The following is a 17,144-nucleotide window of genomic DNA, read 5'->3' on the forward strand; positions in this document are numbered from 1 at the left end:
TGAGCAACAGCCGGGGGAATACCCATTGCAATAGCACCACAATGGCCTTCGGCTACCTCGAACACGGAGTAGTTGACCCAGCGCTGCCGCTGGCCGAGTTTGTGAGAAACTTCTGGATGCTGGCCAATCCGTCGGCAGTGGAGCAGCCTGTTGTCCTCGTGCCTGATGGGCGCATTGACAGGTTCTTTGGCTATTCCGCGGCCGAACCTTACCATGTGACCCTGCTAGGGCTGCAAGACCGGCCCGAGGCTCAGGTAATTGCGTCTCATTCCACTCTGTTCGCACCCATTGGCATCCGGGCCGGAGCCGTGTTCGTCAAGTGTGAGCCACCAGGCAAAGGCCGTGGGGCTGAGTTGCTGAAGTAGGTGCTCGTGCAAGTAGCAGCCCCGGACTTCGAGCAGGAACCGTTTAAATGACAGATTTTGCCGCGCCGCGCCGCGCCGCGCCGCGCCAAAGCCGGTGGCTCTGTTCAGCCCATTGAGCGGCGGGGGCAGGCTCGCTGGCCAGTCGGAAAAATTGGGTTCGGTTGGCATCATGGCGTCTCGGTCTGCGATAGCCTGCGTCTAAAGCAGGCAACTGGCGATGGTTTTTTTTAAAACGTCCAGCTCCTGTGCCAACCGTTTGTTGGCCGTGCGCAGGGCCCGCACTTCGGCGGCCTCGTCCGGGTCGGCGGGTAAGGGCGGCTGGGCGGCTTTCTACCACTGGTAAATCAATAGTCAGGGCGCGGGCGGCCGCCCGCGCGGAGCGGCTTTCGCTGGCCAGCCGCAGGGCTTCGGCGCGGAAGGCCGCATCATAACGCAGCCGTTTCGGAGGAGCTTTTTCCATGAGTTGGGGAAGTTAACACCCAATTCTCTCCTGCTTAACTAGACCACCCCAACCTACGCCAACCGGGCCGGGCGCCCCTACCAAAGCGGCTCGACTATCCAAAACGTGGACGTGCAGACCCATATCCATAACCTGCTGCGCGGCCCCAAAAACCGGTCCGGGCGCCTGACGCTGCGCGATGCGCGGGACCGGCAGTTACCCGCGTGCTGCCCCGCCGCGGCTACGGCCAGCCCACGCCCACCGTGCCGGTGCGCCTGCGCTTTCTGCCCGGCAACATGGCCTATCTGCAAGTCAATGAGCTTGCAACCGACGCGGGCTTCAAGCGCTTCGTGGCGGCCTTCGACTCGATAAAAACCACCCGCGCCCTTATTATCGACCTGCACCAGAACGGCGGCGGCAGCTTCGAAAACGGTTTCAACATCCTGAGCTACCTCACCAGCCAGCCTTACCGGGCAGGCAGCTACCAGTCGCGCATTTACAGCGCCGTGGGCCGGGCGCGGGGCGCGGGCGTGCGCTTCCGGGGCGCGGGGCGCGGGCGTGCGCTTCCGGGGCGCGGGCCCGCGCTTCGAGGACCTGTACAAAACCAGTACCTGGGACCTGGCGGCCCCAACAAGCGCTATACCAAGCTGGTCGCCGTGCGCATGAGCGGCGAAACGTTTTCAGCGGCCGAGGACTTTTGCGCGGCCTACGTGGGCCTGAAGCGCGGGGCACTGGTAGGCGAGGCCACCGGTGGCATCAGGGCGCGGGTTTGCACCAAGCGCTACGCCTACCCCGACGGCACCGAGTGGAACGGCATCGGCAGCGTGCCCACCGTGGCCGCCCTGCAAGCCGGCCGCGCCCCCGTGCTCGAAGCCGCCCTGCGCACGCTGGGAGCCCTGGCTGAGCCTGCGGCGCGCAAATCGGCCCAGCGTAAATTTATGCACAATCAAGTGATTTTCAATTATATGCAGCTAAATGTTCAGGCCGTTCAATTGGCCCGGTTGCGCTCCTCCTGGCCGGCCCCTTCGCGCTGGCTTTTGCGGGCCAAGCCAGTGTTGCCGAGCTTGTAGGTGAAGGAGAAGCGTAGCAGCCAGGTATCGTTGCGGCGGTAGAAGCCGAAGTCCTGGCTGGCGTAGTGCACGTCGGCCGCGCCGCGCTCGGTGTAGAGCAAGTCGGCCAGGCTGAGACTGAGGATAGCCTTGTTATCCAGCATTTTAAGCGTGGCCCCGGTGTTGAGGGCGTAGTACGACAGGGAGCGGTAGAAGCCCTGAATGGTGGGCGAATTGTAGTAGCCGCCCAGCTGCGCCGTGAGGTGGGGCGTGATGGTGAAAGAATTGGTAATGTTGAGGTTAACCACAAAAACGTGGCTGCGCTGCGGCTCGGCGGCGAGGGCCGAGCGGAAAGCTTGCTCGTACACGGTCAGGTTGTTATCCACCTTCCAGCGCTTGCCGAGGGTGAAGGGGGCAATGACCGTGACGCCGTAATTGTAGGAGGAGCCCAGGTTGCCGTAGGTGTAGGTGGTTTCGCGGGTGGCCAGGTTTTGCAGCGGGTATTCGGAGGCCAGCTGCCGGGTGTAGTTGAAAAACGGGGCTATGCTCAGGTCGTGCGCAAACACGTTGGTCCACTCCACGGCATCGGTGAAGGAGGGCTGCAAAAACGGGTTGCCCTGGTTGGAAAAGTACTGGCTCTGGTAGCTCAGAAATGGGTTGAGCGAGCTGTAGGCGGGCCGCTCGACGCGGCGCGAGTAGCTGAGGTTGAGCTGGTAAGCCGGCGAAAACTTGTACTGCGCGTACACCGTGGGGAAGAGCTGGAAGTAGTTGTTGCGGTTGCTGACCTGGGTAGTGCGCGAGGTGCCCAGCGTGCGCGTATACTCAGTTCGCAAGCCCAGCTGGGCCGAGAATTTCGCCCAGTCGCGGCTGGCCGAGGCGTAGGCGGCGTAGATATGTTCTTGGTACTCAAACTGGTTGGTGCGCCGGGCATCGTCTACAAAATCGCCGCCCTGCGCGCGCTGAAACCGGAAGTCGTTGTGGGCTTCCACTTGGCTGTACTTAGCCCCGGTTTCCAGCTTGAATTTGGGGAAGGGCAGCGTCACGTCGGCCTTGAGCGAGTGGATGAACGTGCCGCCCGCCAGCTGGCTGCGCAGCTGCTGCGGCCCGCCCACCGGCTGGGCGCGGGCCTCGTCCACGGTCTGGTTAGCGAAGTCCTGCTGCTGGTCGGTGCCAAAGCGGGCGTAGTTAGCATCCACCGACACCGTTTTGCCCACCGAATCGAGCCGCACGGTGTAATAGCCATCCACCGAATAATTAAAAGAAGAGTTAGCTAAGTGGCTCTGAATCTGAACAGTAGTATCGGTGGGTTGCCCGCTGCTGACCGTGCGGGCGCTACCAGTGCCCTCGGCGGGATTGTTAAGTAGGTAGAGGTTAGCCACCAGGCCCGCACTGGATTTCGGGCCGGTTTTCACGTCGAGCTGGGCCTTGGCATCGTGGTAGCGGGCCAGGCGCAACTGGTGGCTCTGGGACCTCAGCTCGCTGGGTGCCTGGCCCGGTGCGCGCTGGGTGGCGTACTGGGTAATGTCCTCAAATGAGCGGGTGTGGCCCAGGAAGTAGCTGCCGTTCAAGTCAATAGCTTTGCGCTTGATGCCCACCACCGCCCCGCCGCTGTAGCGCGAGTAGTGGCCCTGCGCCCCGCGCAGCGTCAGGTCGGTGTTCCAGCCCGGCTGCTGCCGCTGCCGGGTGCGAATGTTGAGGATGCCCGCGTTGCCCTCGGCATCGTACTTGGCCGGGGGCGTGGTGATAACTTCCAGCGTCTGAATGCTTTCGGCGGGCATATTGCGCAGCATGTTGGCCAGCGCATCGGGGCTGAGGCGCACCGGCCGGTCGTCGATTAGCACCAGCACCCCGCTTTTGCCCTGCATCCCGATGGCATCGGTGGCCGAAACCGTTACGCCCGGCGTGCTCTTGATAACGTCGTAGGCGCTGCCCCCGGCCACGGCTGGCAACTGGTCCACGTTCACTATCAGGCGGTCTATCTGCCTCTCAATCACGGGCTTGCGGCCCGTTACCTGCACTTCACCCAGCGCCTGCGCGGCGGGGGCCAGCACCAGCGGCGGCAGCGCCAGGGGCGGGCCGCCCACCACCCGCACCACGGCCGAGCGCCCGTCGCGGTAGCCCAGCTGCCGCGCCCGCACCCGGTAGCGGCCCGGCGGCACGTCGGCCAGCGCAAACCGGCCCTGCGCATCGCTCAGCGTCGCCTTCACCAGCACCGAGTCGGCGGCCCGCAGCAGCAGCACGTTGGCAAATTCGAGGGGTTTACCGTCAAGGCTTTGCAGGCGGCCGGTGAGGCCGCCGGTGCGCACCGTGTCGGTGGGACTGGCTTTGCGAAGCGAATCAATGGCCCCTGTTAGCGAGCTGGGTTTGGCCAAAGCCGAGGTAGCCAGGCCTGGCAGCAATCCCAAAAAAGCGGGCACAACGAGGTGCATCACGCCCAGGCGGCGGGAGGAGGGCAGGTCCATAAATCAGGTGAAAGGGAAGCGAAAAGAAGCAGTGGGGCCGGGCTGCTCAGGGCACGCCAGGGCCAGCCAGCGCGCCAATAGCCGCTGGGCGAGAGGAAAGCAGGAAAAGAAACTGGTGCGGCTAGCGCACGTCGAGGTTGAGGAGCACGCTCGTGGTGCGGCCTGCCGAGTCGGGGGGCAGGGGCAGGAGCGGGCGGTACACTGCCAGGCGAGCGGCTGACTGCGCCTGGCCATCCAGCAGCAGCCCACCCGCTTTGGTGACGGCCACCTGCAATTGCCGGGCGTGGGCGGGCACCAGGCCATCGCGGCGGAGCTGCCGGAGCAGGGCGGCGCGCATGGGGTCGGCGGGGGGCGGGGTGGGCGCTACCCGGTAGGTTACCTCATTCTGCGTCTGGTAGGCAGTGGTGGGGGTCATTAGGCGGCCGGTAGCTGCCTCGTAGAGCCGCTGGTAGCGGGGGAGCAGGGCGGCCGGCTGGGACTTGCCATTCACCAGCAACTTTCTAGTTGTCAAGTAGATAGTGTATTGGTCAGTGTTGGTGAGCAGGCCGTCGGCCTCAAGCTGCTGCTGCATAAGCAGTTGCAACGCATCATCCGACGCGGCCAGGGCCGGGTGGGCGGTGCGGGGGGCATCGTGAGGAGTTTCCTTCGTGGTGGCGGAGTTCCGGGTGCGCGTCAGCACGGGGCCGGCACGGTGGGTTGCCTGCGCACTGTGTAGCAGTCCGCCCAGCCCCAGACTTAGCAACAGCAGGGCCAGCGTGGCCGGCCACAGGCCCGTGGTAGGGGCGGGCTGCCCGTAGGCCAGGCGGCGCACCCGGCCCAGCAGCGAGCCACGCGGCCCGCCGGCTGCCAGCGTGAGGCGGGGCAGGGGAGCCGCTCCAGCCGTTAGCGCGGCCAGGGCCGCCAGGGCGCGGGCCAGCTGGCGCGGGTTGCCGCCGAGCTGCGCGGCCAGGTCGTCGCAGCAGTTTTCGCGCTCGGCGTGCAGCACGGCGGCCAGGTACCAGACCGCCGGGTGGTAGAAAAACACCGTTTCGGCCAGCGTTTGCAGGAAATTGAACAGGTAGTCGCGGCGCAGAATATGGGCCAGCTCGTGGGCCAGTACCATCTCCAACTCGGCCGGGCGCAGGCCGCTCGCCACGCTCAGCGGCAGCAGAATAACGGGCGTGAAGTAGCCAATAACCAACGGCGAGGGTACCAGTGCCGAGGCCCGCAGGGCGACGGGCCGGGCTAGCCCGGCGCGGGCCACCAGCCGCGCCAGGGCCTGCTGCCAGGCCTCGGGCACCGGGCTCACCCGGTGGCGCAGCCGTTGCACGTAGCTGAGGGCCAGCCCCAAGCGCCCCAGCATTAGTGTGAAACCCAGCAGCCACAGGGCCACTCCCACCGCCAGGTGCTGCTCTAGGTAGGCCAGTGCGGCTGGCCAGGCGGCCAGCGCGTGGCCGGCCGCCTGTTTTTGTAGCTTCAGGGCCGCGTAGGTCGGCTGCGACACGAAGTGCGCGGCCGTCGATGCGGCCGGGGCCGGTGCCTGCTGGTAATAGTGGGCAAACGTGACGGCCGCCAGCCCCACCAGCGTAGCCAGCGCCATAGCGGCGAGGCGGTAGCGCACTACGGCCGCCTGCCCCCGCAGCAGCCACAGCAGCAGCCCCACGCCCAGGCCCAGGCCGGTGCCCTGCCACAGCGAATGCAGCAGCGTAAAGCCCAGGGCCCGCAACAGGGCCGGGGCCAGCAGGTGGTCAAGCGTGGGCATCGGCGTCGGCGGCTAAGTCTTCCTCGTCCATCTGCCGCAGCACCTCCCGAATCTGGTCCATCTCCTCGCGCGAGGTGCGGGGGCGGCCCAGCGCCCGCAGCACCAGCTTCAGGGCCGAGCCGCCGAAGGCGGCTTCCACGAAGCGGTCGAGCAGCTGGCCCTGGGTTTCCTCCTCGCGCACGGCCGGCCGGTAGATGTGGGGCTTGCTGCCCGCCCGCAGCACCAGCCCTTTTTCCAGCATCAGCTGCAGCCACTTGAGGGTGGTGGTGTAGCCCACCTCGCGCCGGCGGTTCAGCTCGTCGTTCACGAAGCGCACGGTTTGGGGGCCGTGCTGCCAGAGTAGTTGCAAAATCTCCAGTTCCGCCTCGGTGGGCTTGGTAAGGGGGGTGTCAGCCATAGCGCGGGGTCATTACGAAAAAATTCGTAATGCAAATGTAGTGGCAGATTCTGAACCTGCAAGCAGCATTACGAATGTTTTCGTAATGCTGCTTTTCAATCTTCTGTACTTAAATGTAAGTAGTTATAAATGAGCAAGTTAAAATAAGCTAAAAAACGCCAGTTGCCCACCCGCTCGGCGCTTTTCTTCCTCGGCACCATCCGCCCGGCCACTGGCAGCTGGCGCGCAGGTCAATCCTCCAGCCCTGGCCCAGCGTGAGGGTGCACGTGCTGCTCAAACTAACCGGCGGCTGGCCGCCGGGCCGGCTGATTCTCCCGCAAACCGCCTATAGCAAAAAACAGCGTTTTGGTATATCGACCGGGCTTTGCAGGGTGTCAGGGGCATTGTCAGCTTGAGGGCAGCCAGCCCAAATGCGCGCTGAATTTCAGCACCTGCGCGGTAGCGCGGCCCGCCGCCCGCGTACCCGAGTAGGTGAGGCTGAGCTGCCAGGCCCGCTACCCCGGCCAGGGGTAGCGCACCGTCGGCTGTGGCAGCGCGTCTTGAAAATTTGAATAATACCCCCGCCCGCGCCGGGCCACCCCGCCGGGACTACGCAGGTTTTGCACCCGAAAACGCTTGTCCAGGTTAAGCTGAATAACCGGGGCCGTATCAGTCGCGGGCAGCGTGAAAACGTGGCGGCAGGTGAAGGCGCGGGTGGCGGGCACTACTTGCAGCTGCACCCGCACGATGGGCGTGGCCTGGGCGCAGGGCCAGCTGAGCGCCAGGCCAAACAGTAGTAAGAGAAACTTCCTGGGCCATACGGCGGCTAAAAAGGGCGGCTGGCGGCTGCCGAAGACCGAGCCATCCTGGATTTCGTTACGCCGGGGTTGTCGCGCGGACGTTGCAGTCCGCGTTTCCGCGCTAAAAATCGGCTTTATTGACGCAGCAACCCGGATTACAAAGTCCGCGCAATAACTCCGGCGTAACAATAGATTGCAAATCAGTAACTTAGCTCATCGTACCCGAATGGCCTGCTGCCGGGTGTGGCCTTGTGCATCCTCCAGCACCAGCGCGTAGCGGCCGGGGCCGAGTACCAGGGCTAAGTCCTGGCGGGCATCCTGCCATTCGACCACGTCGGCCGGGATGGCCTGGGCCACGTCTTCGCCCGCGTGGTAGGCCCGCACCAGGCAGGGGAAGCCCAGGGGTAAGTTTTTGGTAGTGAGCGGGTAATAGCGCCGGCGGCCGCCCATGAGCAGCCAGGTGGGCCGGCCGTGGGCGTAGGTGGTGGCCGGAAAATAGACCGACACATCCCACTTGGCCGAGTCGCGGGGGCTGTTGAACAAGGCCCCCTGCGCATTGACAAACACGCTGGGCTGGTCGGCGTGGAGCAGGGCGCGATAGGGGTTATCAAGTTGTGGGTCAGCGTGTTCTAGTAAGTCTACCTGGTGAATGGTGAAGGGGTCGAGGCCGGTGTACTTTTTCAGATAACCCCCCATCGACCCGTTCCCATTCGAGTTAAGCTGCTCTACCAGGTGGCCGTAGCCAACGTGGACCACAATTTTGGCCCGCGGGTCGCGCGTTAAAATCTGCTGGATGTTACGGGCCTGGCCCATTTCGCGGGCTAGCAGGCCGGCCATTGGGTCGGCGGCTTTTTCGGTGGGCACGTACTCGTAGGGCACCAGCGTAAAGCCGAGTGCCAGCGCGGTGCGCAGCAGCTCGCCGTACTGCGGCTCGGGCTGGTAGAAGCCGGTGGCCCGCGTGGGGTATTTGCGCTGGTTGAGCTGGGTGTCGGCCAGGGGGCCGTTGGCCAGGTCCTCAACGCAGAGGTAGCGAAAGCCCTGGCCGTAGAGCCCGGCCAGCATACTGCGCGTGAACACCCGGTTGAGCGGCTGGTAGTGCGCCTCATTAAATAGGACCAGCTGCCGGGTAGCGGTGCGCCTGAGCAGCTCGGGCTGCGCCGCCACGGCGTGAAACTGCGCCGCGTAGGCGGGGTCGAACCGCACGTTTCTATCGGAGTCGCCCCGGCCCTTCTCAAAGGCCGACTGGGCGGCGAGGGTGTGCGGGTAGTCCCCGATGCGCGAAAACTGCACCGCGTAGTTCTGGTAGTTCGCCCACAGCGAGTCGTGCTGCCACTGCGCCAGAATAGCCCGCGAAAACCGGTAGTCGGGAGCTCGCGAGCCGGCCTGTTGGGCCTGGGCCGGCCCGGCAAGGCCGGCAACTAAGCTCAGCAACAAGCTCCAGCGAAAAGCAGTCATACACTTAAAAATGAGGAGAAACGGGGAAGTAGAGGGGTAAAGTTAAGGGCCCAACCCGCGCGGCTGGTAAGTACTGCCTGGCAGTTATACGAAGTCTTTCGTATGTTTACCGAACACCGCTCAGGCTTGGTCCAAAAGCCGCGTATGCTGACCACATGAAACTGCTACTTACCCTCATTAGCTGCCTCATTAGCAGCTGGGGAGCTGCGGCCCAACCCGCGCCAGTTGCCGCCGCCTACGACTCGGCCCAACGCTACTCCGTGGCGCAGTTGCGCGCCGATTTTGCGTACCTGCGCCGGGCGTTGGAAGAAGCCCACCCGGCCCTGTACTGGTACACGCCCAAGGACTCGCTCGACCAGGCGTTTGCCCGCACCGCCGCCGCCCTCACGCACCCAATGGGCGAGCCCGAATACTGGCGCTTGCTGCAAGCGCTGGCGGTGCGGGTGCATTGCGGCCACACGCGGGTGCAGCACTCGGCGGCCTACCGCGCCTGGTTTCGGCGGCAGCCGCAGCCGTATCTGCCGTTTATTGTGGCCGTGCGCCAAAGCCGGCTGTTCATCACCGAAAACCAGAGCACTGCCACCGCGCTGCGGCCGGGCACCGAACTACTGGCCATCGACGGGCACCCCACGGCCGAGGTGCTGTCGCGCCTGCGCTCACTTATTTCGGGCGATGGTTACGGCACCGCCTTTCAGGACCGGGAGCTGGAAGCAGGCTTTTTTGATGCCTATTACTGGAATTTTTACCCAGCTAAATCGCTGTACCCCTTGCTGGTGCGCGACAGCACCGGCCGGCCGCAGCTACTTACGCCGCAGCCCCGGCCCGCGGCCCCGCGCCCGGCCCCCGCACCCCGCACGGCCGCCCAGGAGCGGGCGCGGCAGCTGGCCCGCCTGCGGGAAGTGGGCTACCCCGCCGGCCAGCCCGGCACGGCCGTGCTGCGCATTCGCGAATTCAGCTACGACGAGCTGGAAGACTATAAACAGTTTCATAGTCAGCTATTTGCTGAGCTGAAGCAGCGCCGCATCCGGCGCCTGGTGCTGGATTTGCGCAGTAATGGCGGCGGCAACCTGGAAATTGCCGCCGACCTGCTGAAGTACCTGGTGCGCCACGATTTCTACCTCACCACCAGCGCCCTGGCCCCAGTCGGGCTACCTTCCTTCATGCAGCCCGACTCTACCCGGCCGGCGTATTTCGACACGACCCGCGTGCGGCGGCTGCCGGGCGGGCGCTGGGCCAAGGTAAGCAGCAGCATAGGGCGGCTGCGCCCGTACCGGGGCCGGTACTTCCGGGGCCAGGTGGTAGTGCTGGTGGATGGCGGCACGTTTTCGGCCGCCTCCAACCTGGCGGCCAGCCTGCGGGCGCAGCGGCGCATCACGGTTATCGGGCAGGAAACGGGCGGCGGTGAGGCCGGTTGCAGCGGCAGCACCATCTCGGAGCTGGAGCTACCCGCCACCCACCTGGTGCTGCAACTACCACATTTTCAAATACTTAGTGCCTGCCGCCACCCCCAGCCCGGCCGGGGCGTGCGCCCCGATATCGAGGTAGTGCCCACGCCCCGGCAGGTAGCCACCCACACCGACGCCATCGTGCCGCAGCTGCCAGTGCTGCTAGCCCGGTAGGGCAGGAATAGAGAGAAAATCGCGGTCATAATTGCTTGATTAGCAGTATTTTTCTCAGCTGCCGCCGCAAGGCGTAGCACGCCTGCTCGGCAGCCGCGCCGCCTGCATTGGTGATAACTACAAATGCCACTTGCTCGCTGGGGTAGATAATGGTATGGCAAAAAAACGTGCCCGCCGAGCCATCATGCAGGCTGATGGGGGCGCTCGTAGCCACCAATTTACTCACGGCCCAGCCATAGGCGTAGGCAGGCTGCCCAAAGTGCAGCAGTTGGTAGGTGCTGGCTTTTAGGTAATTGCCCTGGCCCAGCAGCCCTTGCAGGTGCAACTGTACGAAGCGGGCGTAGTCGGGCAGCGGCATGGCTACGTCGCCGGCCGGGGCCAGCACCGGCTGAATGCGGTAGGTGAGGGCCGGCCCCAGTGCCGTGAGGGTGCTGTCGGCGGGGCTAGCCAGCCAGTGGCCCCAGGGCTGGCTGGGGTCAGCGCGGTTGGGAAATCCCAGGCGCTCACGTAGGTGCAGGCGGCGGCAGGTGCGGGCTACCTGCGCCTCCCAGGAGCAGTGGGCGCTACGTTCCAGCATGAGTGCCGCCAAGGCGTAGCCCGCATTGGAGTAGGCGTAGGCTGCGGGGCCGGGCGGCACGGGGCTTTGCTGCAACACGAACTGCGCAAATTGCAGGCGCTGCTGCGAAACAGTGCCTGTAAAAGCCGGTAACTCCGTTAGTTCGGCTCCCGAATTATAAGGCCGGATGCCGGCCCGGTGCGTGAGCAGTGCCCCCAGCGTAACGCCCACGTACTCGGGCCGGACGTGGCCCCGCAGTCCGGGTACTACGTCCAGCAAGCGACTGTCCCAGCGTAGCTTGCCGCGCGCTACCAATCGGGCGGCTACGAAGCTGGTGATAGCTTTGGTATTAGAACCCAGGTGCCAGAAATCGGTGAGCTGCACGGGGCTGGGCTGGTCGATGCGCCGCGTCCCGCCCAACACGTAGCGAATGCGACCCGGCTCAATAATGGCCGCTGCCAGCGCTGGCAAGTGCTGGGCCCGCAGCAGGCTGTCGAGTACCCGTTGCGCTGCGGCCGGCAGCTGCTGCGCCCGACCGGTAAACACGCTCAGCAGCAGGATTATCCAAACCAGAATTTTCATAAGTAGTCCCGCCCCGGTGCTTTGTTATTGACGCGGGGCAACCCAACTACCCGGCCGGGCCGCCCCGCGTTACGGCCGCCGGCCAAAATAAAGCCGCATCTACTGCGCCAGTCGCACCCGGCCGCTGCCGCTCACGTGGCTGGTAACCTGCGGGTGGCCGCTCACCACCACCGAGCCGCTGCCACTGAGGTGGACATCGACCGTGCGGGCCGCGTTTACCTGGCAGCTGCCCGAGCCGCTGAGGCGGGCCTGGCAATCCTGCACGGCCAGCGCCTTCGTATTGATGCTGCCCGAGCTGCTGATGCCCAGCGACGAATACGCGCACACCCCCGCCGCCACAATGCTGCCCGAGCTGCTGAGCGCCGCCCGCAGCGTATCGGCCCGCAACTGGCTGATGGCCAGCTTACCCGAGCTACTGAGGCTGGCCCGCACGCTACCCGCCTGCACCTGCCCCAGCAGCAGCTGGCCCGAGCTGCTGACTCTCAGCGCCAGGCGTTGGGCCTGCACGGCATCGGCCCGCAAGCTGCCCGAGCTGCTCACGGCCAGCCCACGCACGGTGGGCATTGTTACGTACACCGTAACCGGGCCGCTCAGGGTTGCGGTGCGGATGTTGAATTTAACGGGCCCGACTTGCGTACTGGTCTGCTTGGTAGAAATCAATAACTGACTATCAGCAACTTCGGTTTGCACGTTGAGCAGGTCATCGGGCGCGGCCTCCACCACCACACTTTGCGGGCTGCCCTGGCGCACAATCACGGAAACCCGCGTGCCCAGCTGCACGGCCGTGAAGGCCGCTAGCTCGCGGGTTTCGCGGCCGCCGGAAGCGGTTCGGAAGGCAAACAGACTGGCCAGCAAGCCAGTAGCCGCTAGAAGACGAGCGGCATTTTCAGGAAAAAGCATGGTGAAGAAGGGAAAAGTGTTGGGGATGGTTGGAAGCCAAAGCTAGCCCAGCGCCCCGGTCGCCGGGCCATTTAGTATGTCAAAGCCCCTGTTTGGCGGGCCAGCTTCTGGCGGGCTTCTAGCTCCGGCGGCGTGCAGCGGCAGCGATGCGCGGTGCTACTGCTGATTCAAAACCAGGCTTGCGCTCCCGCATTGAGGAGGTTATCGCTACTGCCCCGCCCGGCCTTCTTCATCGGCACTGCTGGTTGAATGGGCGTTGTGGGTCTTGCCACCGGCCAGCTTATAGGTGAAGCTCAGCGCGAGGCGGCGGCTGCCGTAGCGGTTCACCCAGTCAGTGTGGAGGTTCTGGTAGTGCAGCGAGCTGAACCAGCCGTCGGTATAAAATAAATCCCTGCCTTTCAGACGAAGCGTGGCCTTGTTCTGCCACAGCTGCTGGCGCAGGCCCAGGCTGAACGCCCCGCTGGCCCGCAGGGTAAACAGGCCGTTGACGCTGGGGCCGTTGTACTCCCCGCCCACCAGCAGCTGGTAGTGCCGGGGCAAGGTAAAGGTGTAATTGGAAGTGGCCAGCGCGCCCACTTGGCGCAGGTGCACGGCCTGGCCCGCCACCAGCGTCTGCACCTCGCCGTAGGTGGCGCCCACCTGGTTGTCCATGCCCCACCACTTGGCCAGGTCAGTGTGGCCACCCGAGCTGAGGATGAGGGTGAGCGCCCGGTCCAGGTTCAGGGGGCGGATGGTGGTTACCTTGGTTTGGTCGTTCTGGGAGGCCACGTTGTTCACCACGTCGGTTTCGAGCAGGTAGCTCAGGCTCAGCACCTGAAAGCCCCGGTGCAGGTAGTTGAGTACGAACGAGCGCGCCAGCGCGGGGGCCAGGATAGGAATTGCCCTGCAGGGCGGTATAGGCATCGGTGTAGGTGGTAAACGGGTTGAGGCTCTGGTGAGCGGGCCGGCTGATGCGCCGCCCGGCCGACAGGCTCACCTGGTCGAACTCGCTAAATTGGTAGCTGGCAAAAAATGCCGGAAAGAGCTGAAAGTAGTCGCGCGCGACGCGCTGCCCGGTGGTGGGCGACTCGCCCCCGAGTGGGTATGCTCGCCGCGCAAGCCGGCTTTCAGCTCCAGCTTTTTCAGGGTGGTGCTGAGGGTGAAGTACCCGGCCGCGATGCGCTCTTCGTACCGGAACTGGTTGGTACGGGTGGAATCCGGCCGCCACTCGTTGGCCGCCGCACCCAACTTCTCGAAGGCAAGGCGGCGGCGGCTGGTGACCCAGCTGGCCCCGACCGCCCCGGTTGGGGGCGTATTAAGGGGTAGAAAATCCTGGTGGCCGGCCGTAGTCCCCTGCATCAGGTCGGCACCGGCGGTTAGCTCGCGGCCCAGCGTGTCGAGGGCCCAGCGGTAGTTCAGGTTCAGGGCCACGTGGCGCCAGGGTTGTGCATGGCCAGGTAGCCGGCGGGGCTGCCGTCGGCGCCGTGCCCCCCGCCGTGCCCCCACATCGAGTGAAGCGGGCGGATTGGGCAGTAGCTCCACCCGGCTGATGGCCGAAGCGGGTAGGCTCTTGAGGTACTGGCTGAGGGCCTCACCCGTGAGGCAGGTCTGCTTGCCATTGTGCTGGGTGAAGCTTTTGAGGGAGGCAAAAGGCTGACTTTCGAAGAAAAACTGCGTAGTAATGGCCTGCCTTTCCCCCTCAAACCAGGACCGCATGCGGTCCTGCTCCAGGTAGTAGAACTGGCTGGCGGCCACGCCCTCGCGCAGTAGCACCGTTTTGGCAGGCACTTCCAGGTGTTGCAGCCGCGGCTCGTAGCGTTGCCAGGCGGCCTCATCGGGCCAGCTATAAGCCAGGCGCGGGGGGGGGCACAAGGGAAACCGTTAGGAGCAATATCGCGTCAGGAATAGCTGACGCTGAACGAAGAACGGCATTCCCGACTTGCCGGGAATGCCGTTCTTCGTTCAGCGCATGAGGATAACTAACCAAAAGCCCTGGGCCAGCTTACTTACGCAAGGCCACTCCAAAAGGCCCGCGCCGCTGCTACGCCACCGTCATGGGCATGATGCGGCTCAGCGCGCTAGCGTGGTCCACCAGCACTGCTTCGCCGTTGGGTAGCTCGGTGCGGCCCGCCAGCAGGTCGGCCACGGCCTGGGCGATGTCGGCCGGGGTGGCCAGCTGCCCGCTCGGGTTGATGGCGGCGGCGTAGCGGGCCATGGCGTCGGGGTCGGGGCCGCTCAGGCGGTTGGCCATGGGCGTTTCGGTCATCCAAGGGCAGACGGCGTACACGCGCAGGTGCTGGTCGGCGTAGCCGGCCGCCGCCGCGCGTGTCAGGCTGAGCACGGCCGCCTTGCTGGCTCCGTAGATGGCCGCCGACGCAATGGGCATGGTGGTACCCACGAAAGAGGCGATGTTGATAATGGCTCCCCCCTGCTGACGCAACACCAGGGGGATGGCGTGCTTCATAGTTAGAAACACCCCTTTTACGTTGACTGTCAGCACGTCATCGAGTAGCGCTGCGGGGGTATCCTCGAAGCCACCCGAGCCGCCTTCAACGCCCGCGTTGTTAATCAGGTAATCCAGGCGGCCGTAGCGTTCGAGCGTGGCAGCCACCAGGTGCTGCACGTCAGCTTCCTGGCTCACATCAGCTTGCACGAAGAAGGCCGTGTCGCCCAGCTCCTTCGCCGTGGCTTCTCCGCGCTGCTGGTTGCGGCCGGCAATCACGACGTTCATTCCCTGGTTTACCAACGCTTGCGCGATGGCCTGGCCGATACCCGTGGCTCCGCCGGTAACAATGGCTACTTGTTGCATAGGTGTAGATTTTTTACAGCAACCGAGCAAGTTTTACTTCGGTCGCTAAAGTTGATTTTAACTCATAACAGGCTTGTAGCCTGTCGTTTGAAATCACAGCTGTCAGCAAAGCCGCCGTGGTCCATTTTTCTGGTAATTGCTTTATTCAACCTTCGAAGCTACTCGAAGGCACCAACTTGGTGGCCGGTGTCGAGCACACCGATTGCGCCTAGCAAAGCGGGGGCACCAGCCCAAACATCCGGGCTCGGGGCCGTGCTCCAGGCCCGGATGACCAGCGTTTAGTAGCGCACCACAACCGATTTCACCTGTGTGTAAGCGGTAATGGCCTCCTCCCCCATCTCGCGGCCCAGGCCCGACTGCTTGTAGCCGCCGAATGGGAAAATGGCGTCCATCTCAAAAATAGTGTTTACCCAAACCGAACCCGCTTGCAACGCCCGCGCCACCCGGTGCGCCCGGCTGATGTCCTTAGTCCACACCGAAGCCGACAGCCCATACTGCACATCGTTGCTTTGGAACACGGCATCAGCCTCATCCTGGAAGGAAATCAGCACGCCAACCGGGCCAAAGATTTCTTCCTGCGTTAGGCGCATACCGTTGGTAACGTGCGTGAACACCGTGGGCTGAATGAAGTAGCCCTCGGTGCCAGCCTGGCTGCCGCCGGCCGCCAGCGTGCAGCCCTCCTCCATACCAATGGCGATGTAGTCCTTGATTTTCTGGAACTGCTTCGCGTTCGTAATCGGTCCGATTTGGGTGGCGGGGTCCAGGCCCGGTCCGAGTATCAACTTTTTGACAATCTGTACGATACGGGCGGCTACTTCCTCGTAAATGCTCTCGTGGATGAACACGCGGGTGCCGCACACGCAGCCCTGGCCCGAACCCTGGGTGAAGCCCATGGCCGCCGCCGCAATGGCTTTGTTCAGGTCCGCGTCGGGAAAAATAATGGTGGGGCTTTTACCGCCCAGCTCCAGCGTCACTTTCTTGAGCGTGGTGGCCGACGCTTGCAAAATCTGCTTCCCGATGGCCGTGGAGCCGGTGAAGGCTATCTTATTCACGTCCGGGTGCTCGACCAGCGCGTTGCCCGCGCCGCTGCCCTGGCCGGGCACTATGTTCACCACGCCGGCCGGCAGGCCCGCTTCCAGCAGCAGCTCGCCCAGGCGCAGCAGGGAAAGCGGTGTCAGCTCCGAGGGCTTGATAACGACCGTGTTGCCGCAGGCAATGGCTGGGGCAATTTTCCAGGAGGCCGCGAACAGCGGGCCGTTCCAGGGGATGATGGCCCCGCACACCCCCAGCGGCTCGCGCAGCGTGTAGGCGAAGCCCGTTGGGTCAATCGGGTTGGTGTTGCCCTGGATTTTGGTCGGCCAGCCGCTGTAGTAGCGAAATACCTTGGCGGCTTCGGCCACGAGCCAGCGGCTCACGGCCAGTGGCATCCCGTTGTTGAGCGTTTCGATGGTGGCCAGCTCCTCGGCGTGGGTCTCCATCAGGTCGGCTATCCTGCCCAGAAACCGTTCCCGCTCGTGCGGGCCAATGCCCGCCCACGAGGGATGCTCAAAGGCCCGGCGGGCCGCCTGCACCGCCAGGTCGATGTCCTCTTTATCGGCCAGCGCTACGTGGGTGAGCACTTCGGCCGTAGCGGGGTTAAGCGGGGCAAAGGTTTTGCCCGACACCGCCGGCACCCACTGCCCATCAATTAACAGGGACTTGGGGCTTTGTTTGATAAAGTCCAGCGCGGCCTGGTTTACGTCGTAATCAACGGTGGTTTCCATCATCATAGTAGTTCGTTGGTGAACCTGGATACTGGGTGAGAACCAAGCGGTCAGCAGTATGCAGCGCTGACCTAGTGGCTTGGCAATGCAAAGTTAAAATTCTGTTTTTCTGATAAATAGGATAATTCAAACCGGTTTCAGCGTAAATCAAACAGGCTCCTTTTCACCTTCGTCAGCCAGCACTAAGCGGTAGCAATAGCACCCAAGTAGCTAGGCAGTCGAACTTCCCGGCGCTGTACCTCCTTTAGT

At 64.2% G+C, this 17,144-nt stretch carries 13 protein-coding genes and 1 pseudogene; 3 read left to right on the plus strand and 11 right to left on the minus strand.

Annotated features, from left to right (window positions below; translation table 11 throughout):
- The first annotated feature begins 41 nt into the window (after nt 1-41).
- On the plus strand, nt 42-365 hold the full coding sequence (locus QMK33_RS15340) for a hypothetical protein (RefSeq protein ID WP_283565485.1): 324 nt from the start codon (nt 42-44) through the stop codon (nt 363-365).
- A 663-nt stretch (nt 366-1,028) separates the two neighbouring features.
- Nucleotides 1,029-1,874, plus strand: coding sequence for a S41 family peptidase (locus tag QMK33_RS15345; RefSeq protein ID WP_283565486.1), 846 nt, complete (start codon nt 1,029-1,031; stop codon nt 1,872-1,874).
- Here the strand turns inward: QMK33_RS15345 and QMK33_RS15350 are convergent.
- The 5 genes from QMK33_RS15350 to QMK33_RS15370 all read right to left on the minus strand — a co-directional run bounded on the left by QMK33_RS15350 (nt 1,793) and on the right by QMK33_RS15370 (nt 8,687).
- Nucleotides 1,793-4,315 carry a TonB-dependent receptor domain-containing protein gene (locus QMK33_RS15350; RefSeq protein WP_283565487.1) on the minus strand — a complete coding sequence of 841 codons (2,523 nt, stop codon included), beginning with the start codon at nt 4,313-4,315 and terminating at the stop codon, nt 1,793-1,795. The genes QMK33_RS15345 and QMK33_RS15350 overlap by 82 nt on opposite strands.
- Nucleotides 4,316-4,436: 121 nt before the next feature.
- Nucleotides 4,437-6,056: a M56 family metallopeptidase gene (locus QMK33_RS15355; protein WP_283565488.1), complete on the minus strand. Its 1,620-nt coding sequence runs from the start codon at nt 6,054-6,056 to the stop codon at nt 4,437-4,439.
- A complete protein-coding gene (locus tag QMK33_RS15360; RefSeq protein WP_283565489.1) occupies nt 6,043-6,453 on the minus strand; it encodes a BlaI/MecI/CopY family transcriptional regulator in 411 nt (136 codons plus the stop codon). The genes QMK33_RS15355 and QMK33_RS15360 overlap by 14 nt, the downstream gene beginning before the upstream one ends.
- Before the next feature lie 494 nt (nt 6,454-6,947).
- A complete protein-coding gene (locus QMK33_RS15365; RefSeq protein WP_283565490.1) occupies nt 6,948-7,172 on the minus strand; it encodes a hypothetical protein in 225 nt (74 codons plus the stop codon).
- A 273-nt stretch (nt 7,173-7,445) separates the two neighbouring features.
- Nucleotides 7,446-8,687 (minus strand): hypothetical protein, encoded by a 1,242-nt coding sequence (locus QMK33_RS15370; protein WP_283565491.1) that lies wholly within the window; start codon nt 8,685-8,687, stop codon nt 7,446-7,448.
- Nucleotides 8,688-8,842: 155 nt separating this feature from the next.
- On the opposite strand from QMK33_RS15370, the gene QMK33_RS15375 reads away from it, so the two are divergent.
- Nucleotides 8,843-10,306, plus strand: coding sequence for a S41 family peptidase (locus QMK33_RS15375; RefSeq protein ID WP_283565492.1), 1,464 nt, complete (start codon nt 8,843-8,845; stop codon nt 10,304-10,306).
- A 25-nt stretch (nt 10,307-10,331) separates the two neighbouring features.
- On the opposite strand, the gene QMK33_RS15380 is transcribed toward QMK33_RS15375, so the two are convergent.
- The 6 genes and pseudogenes from QMK33_RS15380 to QMK33_RS15405 all read right to left on the minus strand — a co-directional run bounded on the left by QMK33_RS15380 (nt 10,332) and on the right by QMK33_RS15405 (nt 16,895).
- Nucleotides 10,332-11,444, minus strand: coding sequence for a serine hydrolase domain-containing protein (locus QMK33_RS15380; RefSeq protein ID WP_283565493.1), 1,113 nt, complete (start codon nt 11,442-11,444; stop codon nt 10,332-10,334).
- 99 nt (nt 11,445-11,543) lie between these two features.
- The gene (locus tag QMK33_RS15385) at nt 11,544-12,344 is read right to left on the minus strand and encodes a GIN domain-containing protein (protein WP_283565494.1); all 801 of its coding nucleotides are present in this window, start codon (nt 12,342-12,344) and stop codon (nt 11,544-11,546) included.
- 207 nt (nt 12,345-12,551) lie between these two features.
- The gene (locus QMK33_RS15390) at nt 12,552-13,247 is read right to left on the minus strand and encodes an outer membrane beta-barrel protein (protein WP_283565495.1); all 696 of its coding nucleotides are present in this window, start codon (nt 13,245-13,247) and stop codon (nt 12,552-12,554) included.
- Between the two features lie 31 nt (nt 13,248-13,278).
- Nucleotides 13,279-14,039: pseudogene (locus QMK33_RS15395) on the minus strand (TonB-dependent receptor domain-containing protein); the annotation flags it as partial.
- Between the two features lie 325 nt (nt 14,040-14,364).
- On the minus strand, nt 14,365-15,132 hold the full coding sequence (locus QMK33_RS15400) for an SDR family NAD(P)-dependent oxidoreductase (protein ID WP_283565497.1): 768 nt from the start codon (nt 15,130-15,132) through the stop codon (nt 14,365-14,367).
- Nucleotides 15,133-15,410: 278 nt separating this feature from the next.
- Nucleotides 15,411-16,895, minus strand: coding sequence for an aldehyde dehydrogenase family protein (locus tag QMK33_RS15405; RefSeq protein ID WP_283565498.1), 1,485 nt, complete (start codon nt 16,893-16,895; stop codon nt 15,411-15,413).
- Between the last annotated feature and the right edge of the window lie 249 nt (nt 16,896-17,144).

Origin of the sequence: Hymenobacter sp. H14-R3, assembly GCF_030063445.1 — a bacterium.
Classification (GTDB): Bacteria; Bacteroidota; Bacteroidia; order Cytophagales; family Hymenobacteraceae; genus Hymenobacter.